Genomic DNA, 25920 nt, shown 5'->3' with positions numbered 1-25920 from the left:
ACCGAGTTAGTCTTTTTTATAATCGTCGTGACACGATTTGCAGCTTGCACCAATTTTTCCGATGGCACCACGATAAGCACTCTCATCGCCCGCTTTAACGGCTGCTTGTAGCCCTTGTGACGCTGTTTTCAATGCCATTATCTTCGTTTCCACATCCGAAAAACTCTCCCAAATTTCGTCTTTCGCGCCTGTTTCCACATTAAATTTTCGTGTATCAACAGCGAGGTAATCTCCCATCATGTCAGCCAATTGCTCTAGGCGCACCGCATTGGTCTGCATAACGCTTTCATCGAACGGCAAGGCCCCTTTGGCCATGCCGCCAAGCGGCCCCATATTACTTCTAACTAGCTGAAACATTGCTTGACGATATTGCGTAGCTGCCTTTGCGTGTTTCGCCGAAGAAGCTTCGGTTACTTCACTTGCAACTACGGTACTTGAAATTAGTGTTGCCGCAGAAGCAGCGGCTACCATTAGTTTTGAAAAACGTCTCATGCCTGTTCCCTTTAGGTTTATTTTTCACTTGGTTACGGTTCGCTTTAAAAAACGAAACTCGTTAATAGTATTCTTTCATCGTGACTAAATTTTTTTGATAGTACAAGTGATAATGCGCTCTATTGAGACAAAACGGCATGTAAATCAGGGAAATGTATAGAGAAAGAGGATGAAGAAAACGTGAATAATCAAATATAGCGCTGCGCGGTTTTAAGTTAAACGGTTAAACGATTAAGATGAAAGGACGCTACAAGTCACGCGTTGGCCAGCGAAATGGAAACGCATTACGCTGGCCGAAGAGTAAGCTGGTGAAACTTAGTTAGTTAAGTCGTCAAAGAACTTTTTCACACCGTCAAAGAAGCCTTGCGCTTTCGGGCTGTGCTTACCAGATGCCTTGCCAACCGAGTCTTCAAGCTCTTGTAGCAATTCTTTTTGGCGTGCAGATAGGTTTACTGGTGTTTCCACCACAACCTTACACATCAAGTCACCCATTGCCCCGCTGCGTACTGATTTAACGCCTTTACCGCGCAAGCGGAACATGCGGCCGGTTTGCGTTTCTGGGCTAATTTTAAGCTTAACTTTGCCATCAAGTGTTGGCACTTCTAGCTCACCACCCAGTGCAGCGGTTGTAAAGCTTAGCGGTACTTCACAGTACAGGTTGTTTCCATCGCGCTGGAAAATATCGTGGTCGCGCACGTGCACTTGAACGTAAAGGTCACCTGCTGGTGCACCGTTTTCGCCGGCTTCACCTTCGCCTGAAAGACGGATACGATCGCCAGTGTCAACGCCCGCTGGAATCTTAACATTAAGGGTCTTGGTTTTCTCTTTGCGACCATGACCGTGACAGCTGTCACATGGGTCTTCAATGATCTTACCTTTACCAGAACATGTAGGACATGTCTGTTGCACTGCAAAGAAGCCCTGACGCATTTGCACTTGCCCGTTACCATGACAGGTTGGACAGGTTTTTGGCGATGAACCTTTCTTCGCACCAGAGCCATCACATACGTCACATTCGACAAGGGTTGGTACGCGTATATCTACGCTCTTGCCACGCACAGCTTCCTCTAGCGACAACTCCAAGTTGTAGCGAAGATCTGAGCCTTGACGGGCTCGAGATTGACGACCACCACGACCGCCACCACCAAAGATATCACCAAATACGTCACCGAAAATATCACCAAAGTCAGCACCGCCGCCGAAGCCGCCGCCACCACGATTTGGATCAACGCCTGCGTGACCATACTGGTCATAAGCGGCACGTTTTTGCGAATCTGACAGAATTTCGTAGGCTTCTTGGATTTCTTTAAACTTATCTTCCAGTGCTTTATCGCCTTGCGTACGATCAGGGTGATACTTCATCGCCAGCTTTTTATACGCTTTTTTAATTTCGCGTTCGCCTGCGCTCTTATCTACCCCGAGTACTTCGTAGTAGTCACGTTTCGACATATCGTTCACTTATCCTACTTTTTTGTCGATAAGCGTTTAACGCCCATCGAATCTACATCTGACTGTTGTGAAAATAACCTGACCTTTTAATTAGATGTTCCAAGTCATTTACACCTGTTATTTACACAACAAAGGCGCAACAAGAGTTTCCTGCTGCGCCTGAACTGCTAAAAACAGCCCACTCACTATACCGTGGGCCTTTCGCAACAGCTTATTTTTTATCGTCTTCTTTCACTTCTTCGAACTCAGCGTCAACAACGTCGTCATCTGCTTTACCAGACGCTTGTTGCTCTGCACCTTCAGCGCCACCAGCGGCCGCTTGTTGTGCTTGCGCTGCTTCCATCAGCTTGCTAGACGCTTGAATAAGTTCTTGCGTTTTCGCTTCGATTTCCGCTTTGTCTTCGCCTTTAGACGCTGTTTCAAGAGCAGTAAGCGCTTCTTCAATTGGCGCTTTGTCTTCAGCACTCAGTGCATCGCCAACTTCTTCAAGCTGCTTACGCGTAGCGTGGATCATGCCATCTGCTTGGTTACGCGCTTGAATTAGCTCTTCAAACTTCGCATCAGCTTCTTTGTTCGCTTCTGCGTCTGCTACCATTCTTTCTACTTCTTCATCACTTAAGCCTGAAGAAGCTTTGATAGTGATCTTCTGCTCTTTACCTGTGTCTTTGTCTTTCGCAGACACGTGTAGGATACCGTCAGCATCAAGGTCGAACGTTACTTCGATCTGCGGCACACCGCGCGCTGCTGGACGAATACCTTCAAGGTTGAACTGGCCAAGAGACTTGTTGCCGCTTGACTGCTTACGCTCACCTTGTAGTACGTGTACGGTTACCGCAGACTGGTTGTCTTCCGCTGTCGAGAACGTTTGCGACTTCTTAGTAGGGATAGTCGTGTTCTTCTCGATAAGCGCAGTCATTACACCACCCATTGTCTCAATACCTAGAGACAGAGGCGTAACGTCTAGAAGTAGTACGTCTTTAACGTCACCCGAAAGTACACCACCTTGAATTGCCGCACCTACTGCTACTGCTTCATCAGGGTTAACGTCTTTACGTGGCTCTTTGCCAAAGAACTCAGTTACATACTTCTGTACAAGCGGCATACGTGTTTGACCACCCACAAGGATGATGTCATTAATGTCGCCTACAGATAGGTCTGAGTCAGCTAGTGCTTGCTTAAGCGGGTTAAGCGAGTTTTTCACTAGGTCTTCAACCAAAGACTCAAGTTTTGCACGAGTAAGCTTAATCGCTAAGTGCTTAGGACCTGTCGCATCAGCAGTGATGTAAGGCAGGTTAACTTCTGTCTGTTGTGAAGAAGAAAGTTCGATTTTGGCTTTCTCGCCCGCTTCTTTAAGACGCTGCATAGCTAGCGGATCTTTACGAAGGTCGATGCCTTGATCTTTCTTAAACTCTTCAACTAGGTAGTTGATAACACGGTTATCGAAGTCTTCACCACCAAGGTGTGTGTCACCGTTAGTCGCTAGTACTTCAAACGTGTGCTCGCCATCTACTTCATCAATTTCGATGATAGAGATATCAAATGTACCACCACCTAGGTCGTATACTGCAACAACGTTGTCGCCTTGCTTCTTGTCCATGCCGTAAGCAAGAGCAGCAGCAGTCGGCTCGTTGATAATACGCTTAACTTCAAGACCTGCGATACGACCCGCATCTTTTGTCGCTTGACGCTGAGAGTCGTTGAAGTATGCAGGAACAGTGATAACTGCGCCTGTTACTGGCTCGCCAAGATAATCTTCAGCGGTCTTCTTCATTTTCTTAAGTACTTCGGCAGAAATCTGCGGTGGCGCCATTTTCTCGCCTTTCGCTTCTACCCACGCATCACCATTATCAGCGCCTACAATTTTGAAAGGCATGATGTCGATGTCACGCTGTACTTCTTTGTCTTGGAAGCGACGACCAATTAAACGCTTGATAGCGAATAAAGTGTTTTCAGGGTTTGTTACCGCCTGACGCTTCGCTGATTGACCTACAAGTGTTTCACCATCGTTTGTGTAAGCGATGATTGAAGGGGTTGTACGATCGCCTTCCGCGTTTTCAATTACGCGAGGTTTGTCGCCGTCTAGAACTGCGACACATGAATTCGTTGTACCTAAGTCGATACCAATGATTCTACCCATTTCGTGTCTCCGAAAAAGTTTCTTAATTCTGTACTTTTAGTGGGGTTATTCCCCAATCTTTTCAATAGATGTCAGTAAAAAAACTGACATTTTTGTGTGTTTATCGCAAAAAGCGTGACTTACGCTTGCGTGTCCACACCACCACTTGGCGCACGCGATACCATAACCATGGCAGGGCGTAACAAGCGGCCGTTAATTTGATAACCTTTTTGCATAACCGCCATTACCGTGTTTGGCTCGTGGTCTGCACTTTCTTGCATCGACATAGCCTGATGCAAATCAGGGTTGAAGGTTTCGCCCTGCGGATCAATAAGGCTTAATCCGAATTTCTCAATAGTGCTTAGGAAAGTTTTGTGGGTCATTTCCACGCCTTCCAACAACGGCTTCACAGCTTCGTTCTCAGCATCGGTCATTTCGATAGCACGCTCTAGGTTATCGATAACCGGAAGAAGCTCACCAGCAAAGCGCTCTAGCGCAAACTTGCGCGCTTTTTCTACTTCGCCTTCCGCACGACGACGGGCATTTTCAGCGTCGGCTCTAGCACGAAGTACGCTGTCTTGCTGCTCTTTTACTGTGGCTTGCGCCTCAGACAATGCAGTTTCCAGCTCGTAAATACGCTGTGCGTTTTCATCAAGCGGTGCGTCAGCACCTTCAACCGCTTCGGCGTCAACCTGTGCGTCCGCCGCTTGCACAGTTTCATCTACTGTATTCTCTTGTTCTGCCTGCACGTCGCGATTATCGCTCATGCCTACCTCCAAACGTTTTTCTAATTAGGCATTGACCAAAAACTACGATGAGTTTCTGGAAATTATTCTGTTGCGCTTATTAATGGGGCTAGTTTTGGGGCGATCAAGGGTATCCACATTATTTTTGTGGATGAATTTTAAAAAACCTCGCCCTATTATTATTTCATGCAATTTTGTTAAGGAATAACAATGCCTTCTTCGTTGCTTTCACTGTGTGCCTACTTCCCTGTAGCATTCCTTATCTACCTGATGGTAAAGAAAAAAAGTTTACCGGCAAGCGTGGCACTTCCTCTATCAGCCGCCACTGTATATCTGCTTTGCCTATTTGTTTTCCCTTTCACATCGCTACAGGTACACGCCAATGTAATATTAGGAGGCTTACTCTCACTGACACCTGTACTAATTATTGGTAGCGCTATTTTTCTTTTTAAGGTGCTCGATAGTACTGGCGCGATGGAAGTCATAAAGTCGCACCTCAACAACGTTTCGACTAATCCCGTGGCACAACTTGTTATCGTTGGGTGGGCGTTTCCCTTCTTAATTGAAGGTGCAAGTGGTTTTGGCACCCCCGCGGCCCTTGCCGCCCCTATTCTTGTGGGTATTGGCTACGCTCCGCTTCGCGTTGCTGTACTCGTTTTGGTCATGAACTCAGTACCCGTCTCATTTGGTGCCGTTGGCACGCCGACATGGTTTGGTTTCGCGCCTTTAGGGTTATCAGAAGATACGCAGCTAACCGTTGGGAAGCTATCAGCGCTTATCCATTTAGTATGTAGTTTTGTTATCCCGTTTATCGCGCTTAAATGTTTGCTTAGCTGGCAGCAGATAAAAGCAAATGCCTTGTATGTCTTGTTGTGTATCGCGGCTACCATGCTTCCCTTCGTTGCCGTTTCTTTTTTTAGTTACGAATTCCCTTCGCTTATCGGCGGTCTTATTGGGCTTGCGGCATCAATTATGTTTGCCAAAAGAGGTGTAGGGTTGGAAAAGGCGCCAACACCTTCTGCTGATTCTGCTAACGCCTCCAATATTCCTTTGATGAGCCTTGCAAAAGCCAGTTTTCCGATTTGGGGAACTATTTTGGTATTAATTGTCACTCGCCTACCATTTTTGCCCTTTAAATCATGGCTATCCTCCCCCCATCCTATAGTCAGCTTTTCAATTGAAAATATAGGTCTATTTACAATAGGTCATTCTGGTGTAATAAGCTGGAAAGCTATATTAAATACGCAAACAGAGTGGAGCTTATCGCTCCTCTACATTCCGGCGATTTTGCCATTTTGGCTTGTCTCCTTTGCGATGCTCGCTGTCTGCAAAAGTAGTGCTTCAGAGGTAACTCAGGTGGTGAGCAACACCGTCTCGCAAATGAAAAAGCCGCTTTTTGCTCTCACTGGGGCGCTCATATTTGTGACCTTGATGATGATGGGTGAAAAAAGCGCACCGGTTTATCTGATAGGCGATAATCTAGCAAACACGTTTGGTAGTGCGTGGCTTTTCTTCGCGCCTTTTTTGGGCGCGTTGGGTTCTTTTTTTTCAGGCTCCGCAACAATTTCAAATTTAACGTTTGGCGCTATACAAACCGAAGTAGCCAGCCGTACCGACTTTCCCCTCACGCTTGTCCTTGCGCTTCAATCCGTCGGCGCAGCACTAGGTAACATGGTATGCATCAACAACATTGTTGCTGTCGCAAGTGTGCTAGGGTTACATAATGCAGAAGGCCAAATACTGCGAAAAACGGTTTTGCCTATGTTGGTCTATGCCGTCTTGGCAGGGGCCGTTGCGACGCTTTTGTGGATAGTGATATAGCGCTAAGAAAACGGCGTCTCTTTTAAAGCTCAACTGCCGCCCAACAGCACTAAAGTACGGTGTAAAACCACACACAATTAAACGACGACATGTAAAAATCGTGTTAATGTAAACGCCGTGCTCAAGATTGACTGAGCTGTTGTTTTTTCACGGATTTCTTATGTTAAGTATTTGGACAGTAGGGACCCTTGTTGGCGTGTACTTGTTTGCGCTTTTTGCCGTCGCGTTTTGGGGCGATAAACGCCTGCGCGATAATCAGCAACATCCCATCCTTTACAGTCTCGGTCTTGGTGTACACTGCACCTCTTGGGCTTTTTTCGGCACAACATCACAAGCGACGCAATACGGCTGGGCAATTATTCCCACCTACATGGGGATCATCTTTACCATGGCATTTGCGTTTCCGGTTGTTTTGCATATTAGCCGCTTATGCCAACAACATAATATTAGTTCGCTGGCCGATCTTATCTCGCTGAAGTATCGGCACTCTCACTTAATTGCGGCCTTCGTTACGTTGTTATGTTTTGTTGGGGTTATTCCTTACATTGCGCTTCAGCTTGATGCCATCACAAAGTCCATCAGCCTTATCACAGGCGATCAGCAATCAAGTAACCCTCAAGTGAGCATTTATGTAGCAGGTCTTATGGCACTCTTTGCCATCATATTTGGTACCCGTTCCTTAAACCTTACCGACAAGCACCCCGGGCTATTGCTGACTATTGCCTTCGAATCTTTGATTAAGTTACTCGCCCTGTGGGCCGTGGGTATTTTCGTGTGTTTCTCTCTTTTTGACGGCGTGCTTGATCTCGTGGCAAAGGCCTCGTCTAACGACGCAGCCAGAGAAGTTATTTACGCAGATAGTGCACCCTGGGTGTATTTGTCACACGTCTTATTGGGTATTTGCTCTATGTTTGTGCTGCCCCGCCAATTTCATATGAATTTTGTTGAGCACAATGGTGAGGGTGAACTACGTACTGCAAGATGGCTTTTCCCACTTTATTTATTGGGTATGACGCTGTTTCTCATTCCTATTGCATTGGCGGGTAAAATGCTGCTGCCAGCAAGTATCAATTCTGACGCTTACGTATTGGCCTTGCCTCTTCAAGCGAACAACATCGCCGTCTCTTCATTTGCATTTATCGGTGGACTATCGGCAACCACCAGCATGGTCATCGTCGCCACACTGGCCATGGGAATTATGATTTCAAACAACGTCGTTACGCCGCTGTGGTTAAAAGCTCGGTTAAAAACAGTACCTGGCCATACTATGAAGCCAAACCAGATATTAACTATACGGCGGCTAACGGTATTAGTGGTGTTAAGTATCGCGCTGTGGTATCACCTTAACATCAGTCAAGCCGCTCCGCTTGTTAAAAGCGGCGTGCTGGCCATCGCGCTGTTAGGCCAATGCCTGCCTGTTCTTATGTTTGGCCTGTATTGGAAAAAAAGTACCCGCGCTGCCGCTTTACTTGCGCTACTCGCAGGCTTTATTTGTTGGTGTACTTTTCTACTCTACCCAAGTTTATTATCCAGTTATTACTTTAACCCGCCTCCTACTGACGAAGCCCTAGGCCTTGGGTTTGGCTATTCGTTGTTGGCCAATTGCGCTACCTTTATTGTTGTTGCGCTGGCAACACACGCTAAGGCGTCCTTGCCTGACGAAGGTAACGCTCAGCATGCTACTGCACCGAGGTTTATGGTAAAAGTGAAAGATTTGATGTCGCTTACCGAACGGGTGCTTGATGTTGATGCACAGCAAAAACTCACGCAACAATTATCGGTAGATGTGGATCGCGCCTTTGCCGGAGGTTACGCCAGTCACGCACTTATCGAACGCGTTGATAAATTGCTTGCCGCACAAGTAGGTGCGCCGAGTGCCCGTATTTTACTTGGCGCCGTTGCTGACACCGGCAGTGACACGCTACCTGAGTTAGTGGATTGGGTTGAAGAAGCTTCTCAATCATTTCAGTTTAACCACGAAGTACTGCAGTCCTCAGTGCAAAATATCGAGCAAGGGATCAGTGTGCTTGATGAGAAACTTCAACTTCTGGCCTGGAACGATAGATATATCGAGCTTTTCAACTACCCGAAGGGCTTTTTAAAAGCTGGCATGCCCATTACCGATATTCTTAATTATAATGCTCAGCGCGGCCTTTTTAGTGCCTCATTGCAAAGCCAAGCGCCCTCACAAGCAATTCAAGACGAAATAAATAAGCGCGTCGACTTTATGCTTAATGGAAGCCGTCATAAATTTATTCGAAAGCAACCTGATGGCAGAGTGATAGAGCTAAACGGTGCTCCACTTCCAGGTGGCGGCTACGTGACTACTTACAGTGACATAACCGAATATATTGCGATTCAAAAGGCATTAGAAACCGCCAAATCAGAGTTAGAAGCTCGCGTAATAAAGCGCACCGCAGAACTTGAAGAAGCCAAACGCCAAGCGGTGCAAGCCAATGACAGTAAAACAAAGTTTCTCGCTGCTGCGGGGCACGATCTTATGCAGCCGTTCAATGCCGCGACCTTGTTTGCATCTATGTTAAGCAAAAAAACAGCGGGCGGTGAACTGTCCAGCTTATCTGAAGGCGTGGTCAACTCGTTGAATAACGCGCAAAGTCTGCTAACCATGCTTCTTGATATGACGAAGCTAGATGCGGGCGTATTAAAGGCCCAAAAATCCGTATTCTCATTGGATGAAATGCTTTCTTCGTTGGTTCAAGAGTTCACCATAATCGCACATCAAAAAGGCATAGCGCTTCGCTATGTGCCCACAAAAGTATTCGTTTACAGTGATAAGAACCTACTTAGAAGAGTATTACAAAACCTGCTTTCAAATGCGGTTCGTTATACGCATACAGGTAAAGTGTTAGTGGGTGTCAGAAGAATGCCGGATGCTAAAGATATAAAGGTGGTGGTGTATGATACTGGTAGCGGTATTGCCGCGCATCAGCAGCAAGATATCTTTAGCGAGTTTCACCAGTTAGAAAATCATAACAGCAGTGAAGGTATTGGATTAGGGCTCACTATTGTCGATAGAATTTGTCGCCTGTTAGCGCATCGTATCACGCTTAAATCCGAGCTTGATAAAGGGAGCAGTTTCTCTGTGCACGTTCCACTGGCTAATCAAAATGCGGCTAGCAGCCAGATGCATTTAACGAAACAAAGTGTCAAGCAGCGTGACGAAGATGAAGCAAGTTCGCTCTCAAGCCACCATGCATTTTTAACCAACCGAACAATATTGCTGATCGAAAACGACGATCAGGTTGCCAGTGCAATGCAATCACTTTTAGGTGATTGGGGAGCCAGCGTGACATGGATAAAAGGGGTAAAAGATAGCCTGCCTGAAAAATTGCACTTTGATGTTTTGATTGCTGACTACCATCTCAACGCGGGAGAAACAGGTACAGCATGCGTAAACGCGCTTAAACAACAAGGTGCATCTTTTGATGTCACCTTACTGATAACCGCTAACCGCAGCAATGAAATAAGAGAAGAAGCCGCATCGTTAGGAATGGCGTATTTACCAAAACCTGTTAAGCCAGCCGCGCTCAAACGTCTTTTGAAACAAGGTTTGGGTTAGAAGCGCTACCCCACTGATTTATGTTTTTCTTTTTTTTGGCGGTACATGTTTTGATCCGCCACTTCCATCAACGTGCTCACGGTTTGACCATCATCAGGGAAGATTGAGTACCCCGCACTTGATTGTAGTTGCAGAGTTTGGCCCTGCCAGTTCCATGACTGTGCCAGCTGACGAAACAATACGCTAACCATGTTTTGTACTTGCTCTTTCGACACAACTGAAGGAAAAATAGCGGCAAACTCGTCCCCTCCTAATCTTGCAACTAAACCCTGCGATTTATAAGTTTGAGACAACAGATTGGCAAAGGTCTTAATGGCTTCATCTCCTGCACTATGCCCATAGGTGTCATTGATGCTTTTTAACCCATCCATATCAAACAGCACTAGCGAAAACTTACTGTTGTTCTTTTTTGCCAGTTCTATTCTTTGGCGCAGGTCGTCGTAGTGCTTTGCACGATTACCAATACCAGTAAGCGAGTCATGTGTTGCCTTGTAGTACAATTCGTCCTTGGAAAACTCGATAGCATGAAAGATGATTGCTGCGACCATATCTGAGATTAACGACAGTATATAGGTTTCAGAATGTCCGAAGAACTGAGTGGTTTTAGATGCGACTTTTAACACCCCTACACAACTATCGTGATATTTAAGCGGCACTACAAGCATCGAGTTTATCCCAACGCGTTTACAGGCTGTTTTATCAACTCTATCGTCTTGCATAACATCGTCGCTATAAAGAATTTTTTCTTGTGCGACGCATAAGCCAGACAAACTCGAATTTTGCGCTAACCTCAATCCCAAAAAAGGCGCTAGGAGACCGGACGCGGCGCGATAAACCATGTCGCCTTGTTCGGCAAGTTCAATGACAGCCCCATCAGCATCAAGTAACTCCATCGCTTTTTCAGTAGTTAGCGACATAACCATACCAAGATCCAATCCGATTTTTGATATCTCAGTTTGAGCCTCAATAATTTTGAGCATTTTGCTGGGAGGAATAGGAGCAGGTTGCTGTTTCATAATAATAGAAGCGAAGCTGGAATTAGTTGTAACGTTATCAGAAGATTAAATTTTGCGCAGCAAAAATTGGGGTATTGTGTTTTGTACTCGGTTTAGTCGTTGATGGATGAATTAAATACTGCATCTTATTTTTGAGTACGATGCCAAAACGTTTTTTAATAAATCAACATTGACGGGTTTAGTAAGGTAGTCATTCATTCCTGCGTCAAAACACTTCTGTTTTTGACTTTCCATAGCATCTGCGGTTAGCGCAACGATAGGTAGGTTTTTGACGTTATCCCCCGCCTTTCCCGCACGTATCATACGAGTGGCTTCATAGCCGTCTATATTGGGCATTTGACAGTCCATTAAAATGAGGTCGTATACATTCGTATTTGTCTTCAACAATATGTCTATCGCTTCTTCACCATCTCGAGCGACGTCAACTTTACAACCCAAGTTATCTAAAATCGCTAACATAACTTGCAAGTTTATTTCATTATCTTCTACCAATAACAAAGCGATATCGATGTTCGATGGCAAAAATTGTGAATGTTCAGTAATACTGCTGATATCATTTCTTCCAGGCATTAGGGTTACAAAAAATGAGAATACAGAGCCTTCTTTCGGTGTACTAGTTACTGTTATCTCGCCGTCCATCAACTCACACAATTGCTTGGTTATTGCAAGTCCTAATCCCGAACCACCGAACTTTCTTGTCGTTGAACTATCTGCTTGTGAAAATGGATTAAAAAGATGATCAATGGCGTTCTCGCTTATACCTATCCCTGTATCAACAACTTCTACTTGTAATTTCACTGCATCTTCGCAACTTATCGTTTTATACCGAATGGTAACGCCGCCTTTTTCTGTAAATTTTATGGCGTTTGAAATAAGGTTATTGAAGATTTGTTTCAGCCGGTATGGGTCGCCAATAACGTTGTTATTCTCAATGGATTGAGGTTCAAATCTTAGCCACAACGCTTTGTTTTCTGCCTGAACTTTATGCTCTTGTTGCAGATCAGTTGTCAGCTTAAGAATATCAAACTCAATATTTTCAAGACTCAACTCACCTGCTTCTATTTTTGATATATCCAGAATGTCGTTGATGATGACCATTAGTGAATTGGCGCTACGTTTTGCCGTCTCTATTAACTGTGCCTGTGTATCCGCTAAATTGCTTCGACTAATGACATCTATCACACCGATTACGCCATTCATGGGTGTCCTGATCTCGTGACTCATATTTGCAAGAAACGTACTTTTAGCTTCGCTCGCCGCTTTTGCTTTTAATTCATGCGCTATTGCGTTATCCCTTTCTTGTCCTAATTCAACCTGCTTGATGATCAACTTTTGTCTTGCAAGGTGAGCAAACCAGCTTAAAAAAGTTGCCATGATTAACGCAAAAAGAAAATGCATCATCATGGGCATGTCGACAGACAGGTTTACAAAAAGCCAGCCAATCCAGTTGAGTGCTATTGCTGTTACCCAGTCGCGCCTATTAGACAAAACGATACCTGAAGCAAGGATAACTATAACAATATTGGTCGCTTGCTCAGGAGATTGCGATAACCAGAAGTGAAGAAAACTGTTAACTGTACCGAATACAAGAAGCGATAGAATACCTAGACGCTGTTTTGTCGCGCCTATTCGTGTCGCAATAAGCATTAACACCAAGCTATACACGGTGGTTGTGATAGCAGTAACAACCAAGATCCATTTGAAGTCATCAGTAAGTAACAACCAATGACTTAACGACAGCATTGCATAAAGAATAAAAAAAGCAGCAGCCATTGGCTTTAACAACTGCGTTAACAGCGCTCGTGGTTCTCCTTTTTCCTCGAGCATAACCTCGTTGTTGTCCAATTTTTAATCCCTATATTCACACGTGTTTTTAGAAGCGTAGTAGAGATAGTGGCAAATGTATGTATTGTTACCCTAAAGTATGAAGGGAATGCCGTTATCTATTACCGTTTTCTACACCTGCATGGCATTTTTAAACGCAATTCCCGCTTTGGTCCTATTTATCACGCCAAGTTTCTTCAACACAGCCGACACATGCTGTTTAACCGTAGATTCAGAGATGGCAAGCTCATACGCAATCTGCTTGTTAAGCAAACCGTCTGATACCATGCGAAGTACTTTGAGTTGATGCGGAGTTAATTCACGCAACTTGCTGGGAAAGTCATCAATTTCATCAACAAACTGTTCTTGCTGTAAATTAGATGGCGCCCATGTTTCACCATCGAGAACTTGCTCTACAGCTTCAACAATAGTCTCTATTGACGCGGATTTTGGAATAAACCCACTGGCGCCAAGTGCCAACGCTTTTTGCACTAATGAAGCTGACTCTTGAGCGGTGACAATGACAACCAGAACATCTGGGAATTGGGCTTGAATACTTGATAAGCCATGTAGGCCTTCATTGCCTGGCATAGTTAAGTCAAGGAAAACAAGTTCAATGGCATCATCTTCTTCAAGGCAAGAGAGGGTTTCAGGAAACGTTGACGCTTCAACTAGCGCCGTATCAGACATGGTACTTAGTGCATGGCACATCGCTGCGCGAAATAAGGGATGGTCGTCAGCAATCAATATTTTAACAGGCATGAGGCAATCAACGTGTAACAACTTTGTTAATTTATATACTATCACGCCGAGCCAAAATAAGTAGTGTTCGAACACCCATTTTGACCCGACGCGTGACATAGCATTACGCAACTTCGTTGCTAATTAAAATGCATAGACTTAAAAGCGGTAGCCCACGGTGAGGTGTACTGTACGAGGATCGCCATAGTAACCAATAAGCGTTGTATCACCGCCTAGCCCAGGGCCAAAGTTGCCTTGCTCATCACGGGTTACAAAGTCGTAACCGCCTACGAGGTATTCTTCGTCCGTTAAGTTTTTAACATGTAATCCTGCGTACCAATCGCCTTCAACACTCTCCCAACGCGCACTTAGATTTACCATGCCATAAGCATCTTGCTGAATAAGATCACTGGTTTCAAAAATCAAGTAATCGTCGCGATAGTAGTAATTGGCGTTAAACGAGATATCACCGAAATCGGTTTCAAATAAATAGTTCGCGTTAAAGTTAAACGTATTTTCAGGCGTACTCGCTAGGCCAATAAGCGGTGGCGTTGCATTGTTTTTCTTAATTTCAAAATCAATGTACCCATAGGCAACATCGAATTGTAGGTTATCAGTAGCAACCCATGTCATTTCAACCTCAGCACCCTTGGCCGCAGTTTCAGCCGCATTTCTTAGACGCTGATCAAGTGCAGTCGGATCGGAAAGGTCGCCTTCTACACCGATGTATTGTCTATCTTTGTGGTCATAAGAAAACAAGGTAACATTCATACGAAGTGCGTCAGTTAAATCGCTCTTCACACCTAATTCAAAGCTATCTACAACTTCAGGTTCTACACCTGGTTCGTTGACTTGGGCGCGAGGGTTAAACGTGCCTGACTTGAAGCCTTGTGAATAGCTCGCGAAAAACATAGTATCGCGGTTCATTTGATACTCAATGCCGACTCTTGGCGTAAAGCGAGACCAACTTTGCACGGCTGGTGCATCAAGTACACCGTCACCATCGCTATCAGACCCCAGAACTTGCGGCACTAACTGGCCATCAGGACGAACATAGCCATCGATCCAATCGGTATACGGATAAACGTTGGCAAAAATAAGACCGTTGTTCACCACTGCCGACTTTTCTTCATCTGTATAACGCGCACCTAATGACAATGAAACTTTGTCACTAATGTCATAGTTAAGTTGTGCGTACGCAGCCCAACTCTCAGAGTTGTTACAGCCAGTGACTTCTCGGGTCAACCCAGGTGCGCCAAGCGCCACACCAAGTACCCCTAGTATTGCATCGAAATTACCGCAGCTTTCGCCGTCGTAAAAATACAAGCCAGACACTAAGCTAAAGTTTGTGCCTGCATAATTTGCTTGCAGCTCATGGGTATCATTACTGTCATCATATTCGGCAGGCACATCAAAGATAGGAAGCGGCGTATTGTCAAAATCGATATTGGTTGGCGAGTAGCTCTCGCGATGCGAACCGATATATTTAAGCTCTAAATTTTCACTGACATTGTAGCGCGCCAACCAGCTATAACCTTCTAACTCAACCTTGTTCCACGTAGGTAGGCTGGTATAAGAGTCATATACTGAGTCAGGTACAGGTGCATCGGTTAAAATACTGGGTAACAGACGATAGCCGCCTTTCGCATTTGATGTATCTTCCGTTTTGTCCCATCCGATTCTAAAAAATAGGTCGTCACTTGGATGAATTTCTAAAGTGACTCGCGCTGCCCATAAATCTTTGTTGTAGTTCTCTTTATCTTGATTAGGCAAGGCGCTAAGCAGGTATTCGCCAAAACCATCTCGATTGAGATTCGCATAGCCAACACCTAAGTAAACGGTATCTTCAACTAATGGAAATTGCCCAGTAACACGCACATCTCGTTGGCTGTAGCTACCTACTGTCGCCTCAACGTTCATTTGCGTTTCACCAGACATTTCTTTGGTCACGTATTTAACCGCGCCACCAATAGTATTCTTACCATAGAGTGTGCCTTGTGGACCACGTAATACTTCAATACGCTGCACATCCAGTAAATCAAGCACCGCCCCTTGAGGACGTGCAATATAGACATCATCTACGTAAATACCGACACCCGGCTCGTAGCCCCATAGTGGGTCCTGTTGACCTAAACCGCGAATAAAAGCGGTTAATGTAGAGTTGGTACCACGACTGGTTTGTAATGTTGTATTAGGCGAAAACTGTTGTATCTCGGTTAGAACACTAATCCCCTTTTCACCCAATTCAGCTGCTCCAACTGACGTAATGGCAACAGGGGTTTCTTGCAATGACTCTACGGTTTTACGCGCTGTCACTTCAATACGTTCTAACTTTCCTTTCTCATTTTCCGCCGCTGCATTTTCTGCGTCTTGCGCCAACGCAGGCAATGATAATAGCCCTGCCGCCACAGCAACAGCGCAGATGCTACGACGCATGCGTGGTGAGTTTGTGTCATCGCTTATACGTGTAGAAGCGACAGATGTTGTGTGTGTAGATGGTGACATAGTGAGTCCTTTTTTCTTTTAAGTTTTGTTCACTGCCGGATGTATTGCCTACGGTCCAACTCACTTTAGTTAATTATTTGTTAACAGTATGTAGTACCATCGTACTATGGGATTTTTACAAAAGTAACGTCAAACTTTGAAACTGAATTTTATGCTTTTAATTGATTTGTATCGCATTTATACGGTGTCTTTCCATTTTGAACGACGTCGCGCTATACAAAACTCGTATCGACTTAACTGTTCCGGATCATCTGCGGTCACAGATTTTTAAAGGAAATAACTATGTTAAGTATGATTGGCTTGGTAGGCGGATTGTTGCTGCTTATTGTATTAACAATACGCGGAATGAATCTGTTTATTGCAGCCCCTTTATGTGCGTTAGTCGTTGCACTAACCAACAACATTGCCGTGTTCACCGGCGACGTAAACTTTGTTGAAACCTATATGAGCGGATTTTCAGGGTTTATTGCGTCGTGGTTTTTCATGTTCTTACTTGGTGCGTTGTTCGGTAAGTTTATGGAAGATACGGGGGCTGCCGACGCAGTATCTCGATGGATTGTCACTAAAATAGGTTACAAACGCGCGGTGTTAGCGGTTGTGTTGGCATGCGCTATTTTAACCTATGGTGGCGTAAGTGTTTTTGTCGTCGCATTCTCGGTGTATCCAATGGCCGTGAGCCTGTTTAAAGATGCCAACTTACCGCGACGATTCATTCCTGCTGCCATGGCGTTTGGCTCAGTGACATTTACCATGACATCGGCAGGTTCGCCTGAAATCCAAAACTGGATCCCCATAAAATACTTGGGCACGTCACCCTTTGCCGCGTGGGAAGTAAGCTTGGTGGTAGCACTGTTTATGGCCGTATTTGGGTATTGGTGGTTAGCCAAAATGATCAGAAAAGCGGTAAATGACGGTGAAGTTTTTGAAGCCCGTGAAAGCGATCCAGAAGTACGCACGCGTGCTCTACCTCATCCGCTTACAGGCATAATTCCGCTTATTGTCGTGTTAGTGATTTCATTTTTGTTTCATGAGTCTTTAGCACAACTGGCGCTTATTTTGGCTTTGGGAGGCGGCGTACTGTGTTTGCTTGCCATTAATTATTCGCACTTTCATAGTTTGTCCTCTGCCATAAATGCAGGTACGACAGGCGCGCTAATTGCAATTGGTAATACTGCTGCAGTGGTAGGTTTTGGCTCTATCGCCAAAAACACCGATGCCTTTCAAAATACCGTTGAGTTAATGACGGCTATTCCCGGTAACGAGTTAATCGGTGCCGCAATTGCGGTAAGCGTAATTGCCGGTCTTACTGGCAGTGCATCTGGTGGGCAGGCCATTGCCTTACCGCTTGTTGCTCCGCACTATTTGGACCAAGGCGTTGAACCAGACCAGTTACACCGTATTGTATCAATTTCATCAGGTGCATTAGATTCTCTGCCCCACAATGGCTACGTAGTGACAACCATACGAGCAATTTGTCACGAAACCCATCAAGCAGCTTACTGGGCAGTTGGCGCACTTACTGTTGTAGTGCCACTTATTGGTCTTGCGATGGCGATTGGCCTGTTTAGCTTTCTTTAAAGGATGAACATCGACATGATAATGCGTTTTTGCAACACAACAGAATTACGGTTTTCAGTAAACGTTTTCTGTGTGTTCGTAATGTTTGGCTTTTGTGTTCAGTTCGCGCAGGCATCAACTGCGGACAACCCAACAGTAGCAAGCCGTAATGGCTATATGCTGGTTGAAAAGCAGACTTTCACACTAGATAGCTTCACGACCTTCGGTAAAAAGGAAATCAAGCAAGTAAAAGTAGGCTGGGAAGCGTATGGGAAATTATCGAAAAACAAAGATAATGTGGTTCTGATTACCCACTATTTCTCAGGGAGTTCACACGCTGCGGGTAAATACAGCCCGCATGATAGCGCACCGGGCTACTGGGACTCTATTATAGGGCCGGGCAAAGCAATTGATACCAACAAGTTCTATGTGGTGAGCGTTGATACCCTTGCTAATTTGAATGCGTTCGACAGCAATGTGGTTACTACTGGCCCTGCGAGTATTAATCCAGAGACAGGTAAACCCTATGGCCTTTCGTTTCCGGTAGTGACTATCAGAGATTTTGTAAACATTCAAAAGGCATTGCTCGAGAGCCTTGGCGTTAGCAAGCTTCACGCTGTCGTTGGACCTTCTATGGGCTCAATGCAAGCCATCGACTGGGCAAGTGCCTATCCTGATTGGGTTGATAGAATGATTTCAGTCATTGGCGCGGGCGAGAGTGACGCTTGGACAACCGCATTTCTTGAACATTGGGCTACCCCGATAAAGTTGGACAGACACTTTAACAACGGTAACTATTATGGCAATACCCCGCCTCGCGACGGCCTTGCAGCGTCGTTGATGCTCATTACGCAAAACGCGCTAACACCAGACTTTTTTAATCAACAAGGCAATGCAATAGATTTTCACAATATTGAACAAAACCCGCTGAACGACATAACCGACGACCATTCTATCGTCAAGTGGCTTCGAGAACGTGCTTACGATAGAAGTAAAAACATGGACGCGAATCACCTTTTATATTTAGTAAGAGCCTGCCAGCTGTTTGTAGCAGGTCATCAACAATCGCTTGAAGAAGGCTTAAAAACAATAAAAGCGAAAACACTATTTATTCCATCAGCGTCCGATTTGCTCCTAATGCCATATTTAGCTGACAGCGCGCATCAGCAATTAACACAAAAGGAACACAGCAGTACCTATCGCACGTTAGGTGGCAATTTAGGACACCTGGAAGGTGTAGCAAACATTGCAGCTCAGGCCGACGCAATAAAATCATTTTTAGAAAAGGAATAACCATGACAACAAGGTTCAAAATGCTAACCGCTAGCGTCAATGCGCTTGGGCTATTTGTTTCCGCCTGTACGTGGGCACAAGAAATAAAAAGCACAGATCCTGTACCTGCTTTATCGCTGGATGTGAGCAATGTCACAGTGTCAGGACTCTCATCAGGGGGCTATATGGCGACACAATTTCATTTGGCTCATAGCAGTTGGGTAAAAGGTGTGGGGGTCCTTGCCGCAGGCCCTTACTTTTGTGCAAAAGGCGATATAACCACAGCCCTCGCACAATGCGTCAATAAGGTTGAAGGCAATATTGATTTAAGTGCGCTAGGCCAGACTGCTTTGCAATATGAATCGGCAGGCAAAATTGATTCACTGAGTCATCTAAAAAACGCAAAAGTATGGCTGTTTCACGGTACGCAAGACACCAGAGTGATCGCAGAGGTCAGCAACTTACTGCATCAGCAATACACATCGTGGACAGACACTTCAAATATCAAATACATTAACGATAAGCCTATGGCTCACGTATTTCCAACCGTATCAGCAGGCGTTGACTGTATGAAAGCAGAAAGCCCTTTTATTGGTAATTGCGATTACGATGCCGCTGGCGACATGCTTAATCACTTAATAGACGGACTTAACGTGCCAGATAAGGCGCTTAGCGGTAAATTGCACACTATTGATCAGCAAAAAATTGCTGGCAGCAACGCTAAGACACTAGCAAGCGAAGGCTTTGTCTATGTTCCAGAAAGCTGCGCAAAGGGACAAGCATGCCGCGCGCACATCAGCTTTCACGGCTGCAACCAGTATGCCGATGCGGTAGGCGACGCATACACAACACAAACAGGCATCAACGAATGGGCGGATGATAACAATATTGTTGTGCTTTATCCGCAAACTAAAAAATCACTCTTTATGCCATTAAACCCGCAAGGTTGCTGGGACTGGTGGGGTTACTCTTCTTCTGATTATGCCAACAAAGAAGGGGCACAAATAAAAGCGGTAACGCAAATGCTGCAATCACTTTCAGCCCCTGTAAATCAAACTAATACAGATGGAGTAGCCAATGACTAGGCGTACGGTATTTATCACTGGTGGAGCTAGCGGCATCGGTTTTGGTATGGCAAACGCTATGGTGCAACAAGGGCATCACGTCATCATCGCAGACATCAATGAGCAGGCAGCCCAAGAAGCCGCGGCAAAACTTGCCCACGATTCAGGTCATCATGGCGGCTCTGCAAGTGCAGTGGCGGTGGACGTGTGTAATGCGCAACAGGTCTCAGCATTACCGGAGGTACTTGGAAAGCTTTCAGTAGATGTGCTTGTTAACAACGCCGGCATTCAGCATGTGTCTCGTCTTGAAGATTTCCCTGCTGACAAATGGCAACAACTCATTAATATCATGCTTGTTGGCCCCGCATTACTCACTCAGGCGTTCTTGCCTAGCATGCGAGCTCAAAACTTCGGTCGCATCATTAATGTCGGCTCTATCCATTCGGTTGTTGCTTCGCCATACAAATCGGCTTACGTCGCAGCGAAGCACGGTTTGCTAGGTTTTGCTAAAACCGTTGCGCTTGAAACTGGCGATTGTGATGTCACCATAAACACACTGTGCCCTGCCTATGTCAAAACACCTTTGGTTGAGCAACAAATTGCTGCGCAAGCCAAAGAAAACAACCTAACGGAAGACGAAGTTATCAACAAAATAATGCTGGAGCCAATGCCTAAGAAGCAGTTTATTAGCCTTGAGGAATTGGCCGATACCGCATTATTCTTAATGTCAAACAGTGCGCGTAATATAACGGGTCAAACCATGATATTAGATGGCGGCTGGACTGCACGATAGTTAACTCTAGGTTTTATGGTGTACTTACTCCCACAGTGCACCATAAAGCTCTACCATCTCATCGATAGTTGGAATTCTCGGGTTATTACCCGGCGACCCTGAAGCCAATGCTTGTTCTGCCATAGTGGTAGTCATCGCCATAAACGTGGCTTTATCAATCCCAAAATCAGCAGGTGTAGGCACCTGCAGATCAAGATTCAAAGCCCGCAATTCATTAAGCAGCTTATCATTCGCTAACTCATCACAGTCAGATTGCGTTGCTACCCCCATGGCGCGCGCACATTGTGCGTATCGCACTTTTGCACTAGGAATAGAAAAAGCCGTGACAGAGGGCAGTAACATGGCATTGGATAGGCCGTGAGGCACATGAAATGCGGCACCAATTGGTCGGCTCATGCCGTGCACTAAAGCAACCGACGCGTTAGAAAATGCGATACCCGCCAAGGTTGACCCTAACATCATCGATTCTCGTGCACGCTCATTGCTAGGGTCGGCAAATACCATACGCAAATTAGGTGCGATTAACGCCATTGCTGACAATGCTTGCGCATCGCTGTATAAATTTGCCTTTCGACTGACATAAGCCTCAATGGCATGGGTTAACGCATCAATACCAGTATCGGCGGTCACGCGCTGGGGCAAGCTTAGGGTTAAGGAATAATCCACCAAGGCTGCTGTTGGCATAAAGCCGCGCCCTACGCATAACATTTTTTCACTGGTCTCATCATCAGTAATTATGGTAAAGCGGGTGACTTCAGAGCCGGTACCAGCTGTGGTAGGCACGGCAATAATCGGTAACCCAGCATCATCAGTAACCTTGGGAAACTTGTAATCGCGCATTTGTCCGCCGAATTTACCCAATATAGCAATGGCTTTAGCACTATCAATGGGGCTGCCACCACCAAGCGCGACAATACAATCGTAATCCCCCTCGCGCACAATATCCACGCCTGCGCGAATAGAAGAAACCGTAGGCTCAGGCACCGTGTCTGAAAAAATATCCATGTGAATATCGCGCTCCGCCAGATAAGCGGCCATTTTGGCAGCGTACCCCAATTCAACCATGACGTGATCAGTAACCAGTAATGGTTTGCTGCACTGTAGGCTAGTAAGTGTATCTACGATACGCTCACTGGCGCCCTTCCCTATGTGCATAAACCTTGGCAAGATAATTTGGTATGACATGATTGCTCCTTGTGCCTATTAGGTCATTTAGTGTAGCCCATACAAACCGTAATAATGCATACGCTAATACAAATCGAAAACCGACTGGCTACCGTAACAAGTACAATAACAACAATTTATTTACGCTATCACTAAAAGATAGTGATAGTGTGAAGTAAGATTTAAGTAAGGATACGTTTGATGAGTAATTTGGTAAAAACCGTAGTTGTACTCGCGGTACTGGCAGTGGCGGTTTTGATTTGGCAATGGATTAAGCCCGATGCCCAACTGCTCAGCCCGGCGCAAAATACGTCATTTTCACAGCCACTTCCCGAACACTTCTTTACCCAACAAGTAAACCCTGTACTTACCAAACGCTGTGTGGTTTGCCATGCATGTTATGACGCGCCCTGTCAGCTAAAAATGACCTCGCCGGAAGGCGTGTCACGGGGGGCTAATAAGGAAAAAGTATACGAAGGCACACGGCTAACTGCGGCAACGCCCAATCGACTCTTTTTAGACGCGCACACTATCGATGAGTGGCGTGAGCGCGACTTTTTTGATGTTTTACCAACAAATGATGATACTTCCGCCCCCACACAAACGTCGGTACTAGCGCAAATGTTGTTACTTAAGCGCCAGCATCCACAACCCACTTCAACGCATTTGGGCGAAGGATTTGATATTAGTCTCAATCGTGCTCAACAATGCCCTACTATAGATGAAATGGACAACTATATTGCCAAGCAACCTATGGGCGGTATGCCTTACGCATTACCTGGGTTAAGTGATAAGGAACATACAACCTTATTACAGTGGTTGCATCATGGCGCGCCAATACCGAAACAACCAAACCTAAACGAGGCGCAGCGCAAATCTGTGGCTGAATTTGAACAATGGATAAATGCAGAGGGCAACAAAGCGCAACTTTCTGCTCGTTATATTTATGAACATTTGTTTACTTCACATCTTTACTTTGAAAATGCTTCAGATAACCAATCAAGCGAAACACCACAGTTTTTTAATTTGGTGCGTTCGCGGACACCGCCAGGCAGTGCTATTGACGTAATTGCAACAAGACGCCCATTTGATGAACCTGGCGTTGAACGTGTGTATTACCGTTTACAAGGCGTGTACTCCACTATCGTTAGTAAAACGCATCAACCCTACGCCATAAACGATGACCTAATGGAGAAATGGAACACGTGGTTTGTAGATGCCGACTTTGATGTGCCTTCGCTTCCTTCGTATAAGCCAGAGGTAGCAGCGAACCCGCTTACCGCTTTTACTGATTTACCCGTTAAAAGCCGCTACCGCTTTATGCTTGAGCGCGCTCAAAATACCATTATGGGTTACATCAAAGGGCCAGTATGCCGAGGACAAGTCGCATTAAACGTAATCAATGACCGATTTTGGGTGTTTTTTGTCGAGCCAGATGTTGCTGCCGCCGATGACGTCAATGCGTTTTACTCTTCGCAACAACACAACCTGCATCTACCGGCAGAAAAAGACAGCACTGCATTGGCGGTCAATTGGGTAAAATACGCAGAGCGCCAAGGCGATTACATGCGCGCCCGAAACAAATTTCTTAGCAATACATTTAAGCAAGGTGAGCACTTAAATATCGACAGTATTTGGGCAGGCGATGGTGATAACACGAATGCGACGCTTACGGTATTTAGGCATTTTGACAATGCTACGGTTGTAAAAGGCATGGTTGGGGCAACTCCTAAGACTGCATGGGTGATTGGCTACGCACTTCTTGAGCGAATTCACTATTTGCTGGTAGCGGGCTTTGATGTTTACGGCAACTACGGCCATCAATTAATGACACGGCTTTATATGGATTTTCTTCGTATGGAAGGCGAGTCAAATTTCTTGAACTTACTCCCCCCAGATACTCGTAAGACGCTGTTGGCCAAGTGGTATCAAAATTCGAGCAAAGAGCTTACAGACTACCTCGAAGGTGACATTAATAGCTTTGACCAAGAAAGCGGTATTACTTACTCTTCATCAACACCGCAAAAAGAACTCTACACTATGCTCGCAGAGCATTTAGCACACGTACAGCCGCAACCAGAGCGCTTAGCACCTGCCGTGTTGAACCAACAACAACGCAATATTCTTTCATCAATTAACGACTTGTCAGCCAAGCAGGCCACGATATTGCCTGAAACCACTATTTTGATGATAAGAGACGACGAAAAACCGGATAATATTGACGTGTATACTATTTTGCGAAACAGCGCCCACTTTAACGTCAATAGTTTGTTTGAAGAAGAGGAAAACCGAGATGTAGCAAACGACTCTTTAACGTTAGTGCATGGTTTTTTGGGAAGCTATCCAGATGCATTTTGGCAACTGAATGCCTCTGAGGTTGAGCAAACACTCACACTACTACGTCAAATGGAAAGCGAGGAAGACTACGAAGCATTGCTAGATAAAGTGGGCATGCGTCGCACTAATCCAAATTTCTGGGCATTTAGCGATACACTTTTGCAGTGGTCAGAACGCCACTACCCCATAGAGGGTGGCTTGTTAGATTACAACCGCTTAGAAGATCGTTAAACAGGTTACTTTAGGTGACCCAATAACACTTTAACGCTTTCCTTTTGCAAAATACCTGTGCTAATGTCCAACTCATTGGAAATGAAAGGACATTAGCGTTCCATGCCCTATCAAACCGTTGCTTTAATTGGAAAACCTCAACACGCTGCTACTCACGATAGCTTGAATATTCTTGCTGACTATTTACTGGCCAAAGGCTGTGAATTGCTAGTTGAAGAAAGTATTGCTGAAGAGTTAGAAACCGATAATTTTCGAAGCTGCAATCTTGTTACCATCGGCAAAGAAGCTGATTTAGCGGTCGTTGTTGGCGGTGATGGCAGTATGCTTGGCGCAGCGCGTGTATTAGCGCGATTTGATATTCACGTTGTGGGGGTAAATCGCGGTAACCTTGGTTTTTTAACAGATATTCATCCTGATGAAATCACACAGCAACTCGAATTACTATTTACCGGCGAGTGCGTGGTCGAGGAGCGTTTTTTACTTGAGGTAGAGGTCTACCGTCACGAAAAGCTCAAAAGCAATAATTCGGCAGTAAACGAAGTCGTCCTTCACCATGGCAAAGTAGCGCACATGATGGAGTTTGAGATATACATTGATGACCAGTTTGTGTTCAGCCAGCGAAGCGATGGACTTATCGTTGCCACGCCTACCGGGTCGACTGCCTATTCCCTGTCTGCCGGGGGGCCTATCATTATGCCCAAACTAGACGCATTAACATTAGTCCCCATGTTTCCTCACACGCTAAGTAGCCGCCCTATTGTGGTGGATGCCGATAGCCAAGTGTCGATGAAAGTCTCTAAGGTTAACAGCGATTCACTTCAGGTAAGCTGCGATAGCCATATCGTTTTACCCGTACTACCCGGTGATGAAATTCGAATAAACAAAAGCGCTGACAAGCTACATTTGGTCCATCCAAAAGGCTACAGCTATTTTAACGTATTACGTAAAAAGTTAGGTTGGGGCAGTAAGCTTTACTAAGCATGCCTCGTTACCTGATTACCTCGTTCAATAATTCCTGCACTTATTACACGTGTGTGTAGGTTTTTCTTAATGTTAGCCATATGAAAAATAAAGATTTTTTAATAATTTCATTTTTTCTCATATAAATCTAGCGCTTACCATTTCTCCTGAATTCGGCATGGCCGTTGCACCACTCTTATTACGTTTTTCAAGATGCTCTAGAAAGCATCGATTTTTTGCACTAGATAATCA

The 25920-nt window shown here is 45.2% G+C and carries 17 protein-coding genes; 8 read left to right on the top strand and 9 right to left on the bottom strand.

Annotated elements, in window-relative coordinates; genetic code table 11:
* Positions 1–6: 6 nt before the first annotated feature.
* The 4 genes from JN178_RS07150 to grpE all read right to left on the bottom strand — a co-directional run bounded on the left by JN178_RS07150 (position 7) and on the right by grpE (position 4824).
* Entirely contained in the window at positions 7–492 is a 486-nt protein-coding gene (locus JN178_RS07150; protein WP_202264807.1) for a c-type cytochrome, read from the bottom strand.
* Between the two features lie 315 nt (positions 493–807).
* Complete coding sequence (gene dnaJ, locus JN178_RS07145; protein ID WP_202264805.1) at positions 808–1941, bottom strand: molecular chaperone DnaJ; 1134 nt, start codon at positions 1939–1941, stop codon at positions 808–810.
* A gap of 211 nt (positions 1942–2152) precedes the next feature.
* On the bottom strand, positions 2153–4078 hold the full coding sequence (dnaK, locus tag JN178_RS07140; protein ID WP_202264803.1) for a molecular chaperone DnaK: 1926 nt from the start codon (positions 4076–4078) through the stop codon (positions 2153–2155).
* Positions 4079–4197: 119 nt separating this feature from the next.
* Positions 4198–4824, bottom strand: a complete 627-nt coding sequence (grpE, locus tag JN178_RS07135) for a nucleotide exchange factor GrpE (RefSeq protein WP_202264795.1) — start codon at positions 4822–4824, stop codon at positions 4198–4200.
* Between the two features lie 189 nt (positions 4825–5013).
* Here grpE and JN178_RS07130 point away from each other — a divergent pair, with 189 nt between their 5' ends.
* Together JN178_RS07130 and JN178_RS07125 are read left to right on the top strand one after the other, a co-directional pair.
* Positions 5014–6624, top strand: coding sequence for an L-lactate permease (locus JN178_RS07130; protein WP_202264793.1), 1611 nt, complete (start codon positions 5014–5016; stop codon positions 6622–6624).
* 160 nt (positions 6625–6784) lie between these two features.
* A complete protein-coding gene (locus JN178_RS07125) occupies positions 6785–10204 on the top strand; it encodes a hybrid sensor histidine kinase/response regulator (RefSeq protein WP_202264791.1) in 3420 nt (1139 codons plus the stop codon).
* A 5-nt stretch (positions 10205–10209) separates the two neighbouring features.
* Here the strand turns inward: JN178_RS07125 and JN178_RS07120 are convergent, their stop codons facing one another.
* The 4 genes from JN178_RS07120 to JN178_RS07105 form a co-directional block, all read right to left on the bottom strand.
* Positions 10210–11220 carry a sensor domain-containing diguanylate cyclase gene (locus JN178_RS07120; protein WP_202264782.1) on the bottom strand — a complete coding sequence of 337 codons (1011 nt, stop codon included), beginning with the start codon at positions 11218–11220 and terminating at the stop codon, positions 10210–10212.
* Between the two features lie 111 nt (positions 11221–11331).
* The gene (locus JN178_RS07115) at positions 11332–13065 is read right to left on the bottom strand and encodes an ATP-binding protein (RefSeq protein ID WP_232369715.1); all 1734 of its coding nucleotides are present in this window, start codon (positions 13063–13065) and stop codon (positions 11332–11334) included.
* A gap of 111 nt (positions 13066–13176) precedes the next feature.
* Complete coding sequence (locus JN178_RS07110) at positions 13177–13806, bottom strand: response regulator (protein WP_202264780.1); 630 nt, start codon at positions 13804–13806, stop codon at positions 13177–13179.
* Positions 13807–13944: 138 nt separating this feature from the next.
* Positions 13945–16290, bottom strand: a complete 2346-nt coding sequence (locus JN178_RS07105) for a TonB-dependent receptor (RefSeq protein WP_159628048.1) — start codon at positions 16288–16290, stop codon at positions 13945–13947.
* A gap of 282 nt (positions 16291–16572) precedes the next feature.
* On the opposite strand from JN178_RS07105, the gene JN178_RS07100 reads away from it, so the two are divergent.
* The 4 genes from JN178_RS07100 to JN178_RS07085 all read left to right on the top strand — a co-directional run bounded on the left by JN178_RS07100 (position 16573) and on the right by JN178_RS07085 (position 20976).
* A complete protein-coding gene (locus tag JN178_RS07100) occupies positions 16573–17868 on the top strand; it encodes a GntP family permease (RefSeq protein ID WP_202264778.1) in 1296 nt (431 codons plus the stop codon).
* 81 nt (positions 17869–17949) lie between these two features.
* Positions 17950–19140, top strand: a complete 1191-nt coding sequence (locus JN178_RS07095) for an E22 family MetX-like putative esterase (protein ID WP_202265960.1) — start codon at positions 17950–17952, stop codon at positions 19138–19140.
* A 2-nt stretch (positions 19141–19142) separates the two neighbouring features.
* Complete coding sequence (locus JN178_RS07090; protein ID WP_202264776.1) at positions 19143–20204, top strand: extracellular catalytic domain type 2 short-chain-length polyhydroxyalkanoate depolymerase; 1062 nt, start codon at positions 19143–19145, stop codon at positions 20202–20204.
* Entirely contained in the window at positions 20197–20976 is a 780-nt protein-coding gene (locus tag JN178_RS07085; RefSeq protein WP_202264774.1) for a 3-hydroxybutyrate dehydrogenase, read from the top strand. The genes JN178_RS07090 and JN178_RS07085 overlap by 8 nt, the downstream gene beginning before the upstream one ends.
* Before the next feature lie 24 nt (positions 20977–21000).
* On the opposite strand, the gene JN178_RS07080 is transcribed toward JN178_RS07085, so the two are convergent.
* Complete coding sequence (locus JN178_RS07080; protein WP_202264773.1) at positions 21001–22161, bottom strand: iron-containing alcohol dehydrogenase; 1161 nt, start codon at positions 22159–22161, stop codon at positions 21001–21003.
* A 180-nt stretch (positions 22162–22341) separates the two neighbouring features.
* Here JN178_RS07080 and JN178_RS07075 point away from each other — a divergent pair, with 180 nt between their 5' ends.
* Together JN178_RS07075 and nadK are read left to right on the top strand one after the other, a co-directional pair.
* Positions 22342–24708 carry a fatty acid cis/trans isomerase gene (locus JN178_RS07075; RefSeq protein ID WP_202264771.1) on the top strand — a complete coding sequence of 789 codons (2367 nt, stop codon included), beginning with the start codon at positions 22342–22344 and terminating at the stop codon, positions 24706–24708.
* A gap of 102 nt (positions 24709–24810) precedes the next feature.
* Positions 24811–25686: an NAD(+) kinase gene (gene nadK, locus JN178_RS07070; RefSeq protein WP_202264770.1), complete on the top strand. Its 876-nt coding sequence runs from the start codon at positions 24811–24813 to the stop codon at positions 25684–25686.
* Positions 25687–25920 lie beyond the last annotated feature (234 nt).

The organism is Alteromonas sp. KC3, assembly GCF_016756315.1.
Taxonomy (GTDB): domain Bacteria; phylum Pseudomonadota; class Gammaproteobacteria; order Enterobacterales; family Alteromonadaceae; genus Alteromonas.
This window is presented reverse-complemented; position numbering and strand designations above follow the sequence as displayed.

What these genes read in the sequence shown, in the direction of transcription:
- JN178_RS07150 (WP_202264807.1), bottom strand. Translation starts at nt 492, where the DNA reads ATGAGACGTTTTTCAAAACTAATGGTAGCCGCTGCTTCTGCGGCAACA.
- dnaJ (WP_202264805.1), bottom strand. Translation starts at nt 1,941, where the DNA reads ATGTCGAAACGTGACTACTACGAAGTACTCGGGGTAGATAAGAGCGCA.
- dnaK (WP_202264803.1), bottom strand. Translation starts at nt 4,078, where the DNA reads ATGGGTAGAATCATTGGTATCGACTTAGGTACAACGAATTCATGTGTC.
- grpE (WP_202264795.1), bottom strand. Translation starts at nt 4,824, where the DNA reads ATGAGCGATAATCGCGACGTGCAGGCAGAACAAGAGAATACAGTAGAT.
- JN178_RS07130 (WP_202264793.1), top strand. Translation starts at nt 5,014, where the DNA reads ATGCCTTCTTCGTTGCTTTCACTGTGTGCCTACTTCCCTGTAGCATTC.
- JN178_RS07125 (WP_202264791.1), top strand. Translation starts at nt 6,785, where the DNA reads ATGTTAAGTATTTGGACAGTAGGGACCCTTGTTGGCGTGTACTTGTTT.
- JN178_RS07120 (WP_202264782.1), bottom strand. Translation starts at nt 11,220, where the DNA reads ATGAAACAGCAACCTGCTCCTATTCCTCCCAGCAAAATGCTCAAAATT.
- JN178_RS07110 (WP_202264780.1), bottom strand. Translation starts at nt 13,806, where the DNA reads ATGCCTGTTAAAATATTGATTGCTGACGACCATCCCTTATTTCGCGCA.
- JN178_RS07105 (WP_159628048.1), bottom strand. Translation starts at nt 16,290, where the DNA reads ATGTCACCATCTACACACACAACATCTGTCGCTTCTACACGTATAAGC.
- JN178_RS07100 (WP_202264778.1), top strand. Translation starts at nt 16,573, where the DNA reads ATGTTAAGTATGATTGGCTTGGTAGGCGGATTGTTGCTGCTTATTGTA.
- JN178_RS07095 (WP_202265960.1), top strand. Translation starts at nt 17,950, where the DNA reads ATGTTTGGCTTTTGTGTTCAGTTCGCGCAGGCATCAACTGCGGACAAC.
- JN178_RS07090 (WP_202264776.1), top strand. Translation starts at nt 19,143, where the DNA reads ATGACAACAAGGTTCAAAATGCTAACCGCTAGCGTCAATGCGCTTGGG.
- JN178_RS07085 (WP_202264774.1), top strand. Translation starts at nt 20,197, where the DNA reads ATGACTAGGCGTACGGTATTTATCACTGGTGGAGCTAGCGGCATCGGT.
- JN178_RS07080 (WP_202264773.1), bottom strand. Translation starts at nt 22,161, where the DNA reads ATGTCATACCAAATTATCTTGCCAAGGTTTATGCACATAGGGAAGGGC.
- JN178_RS07075 (WP_202264771.1), top strand. Translation starts at nt 22,342, where the DNA reads ATGAGTAATTTGGTAAAAACCGTAGTTGTACTCGCGGTACTGGCAGTG.
- nadK (WP_202264770.1), top strand. Translation starts at nt 24,811, where the DNA reads ATGCCCTATCAAACCGTTGCTTTAATTGGAAAACCTCAACACGCTGCT.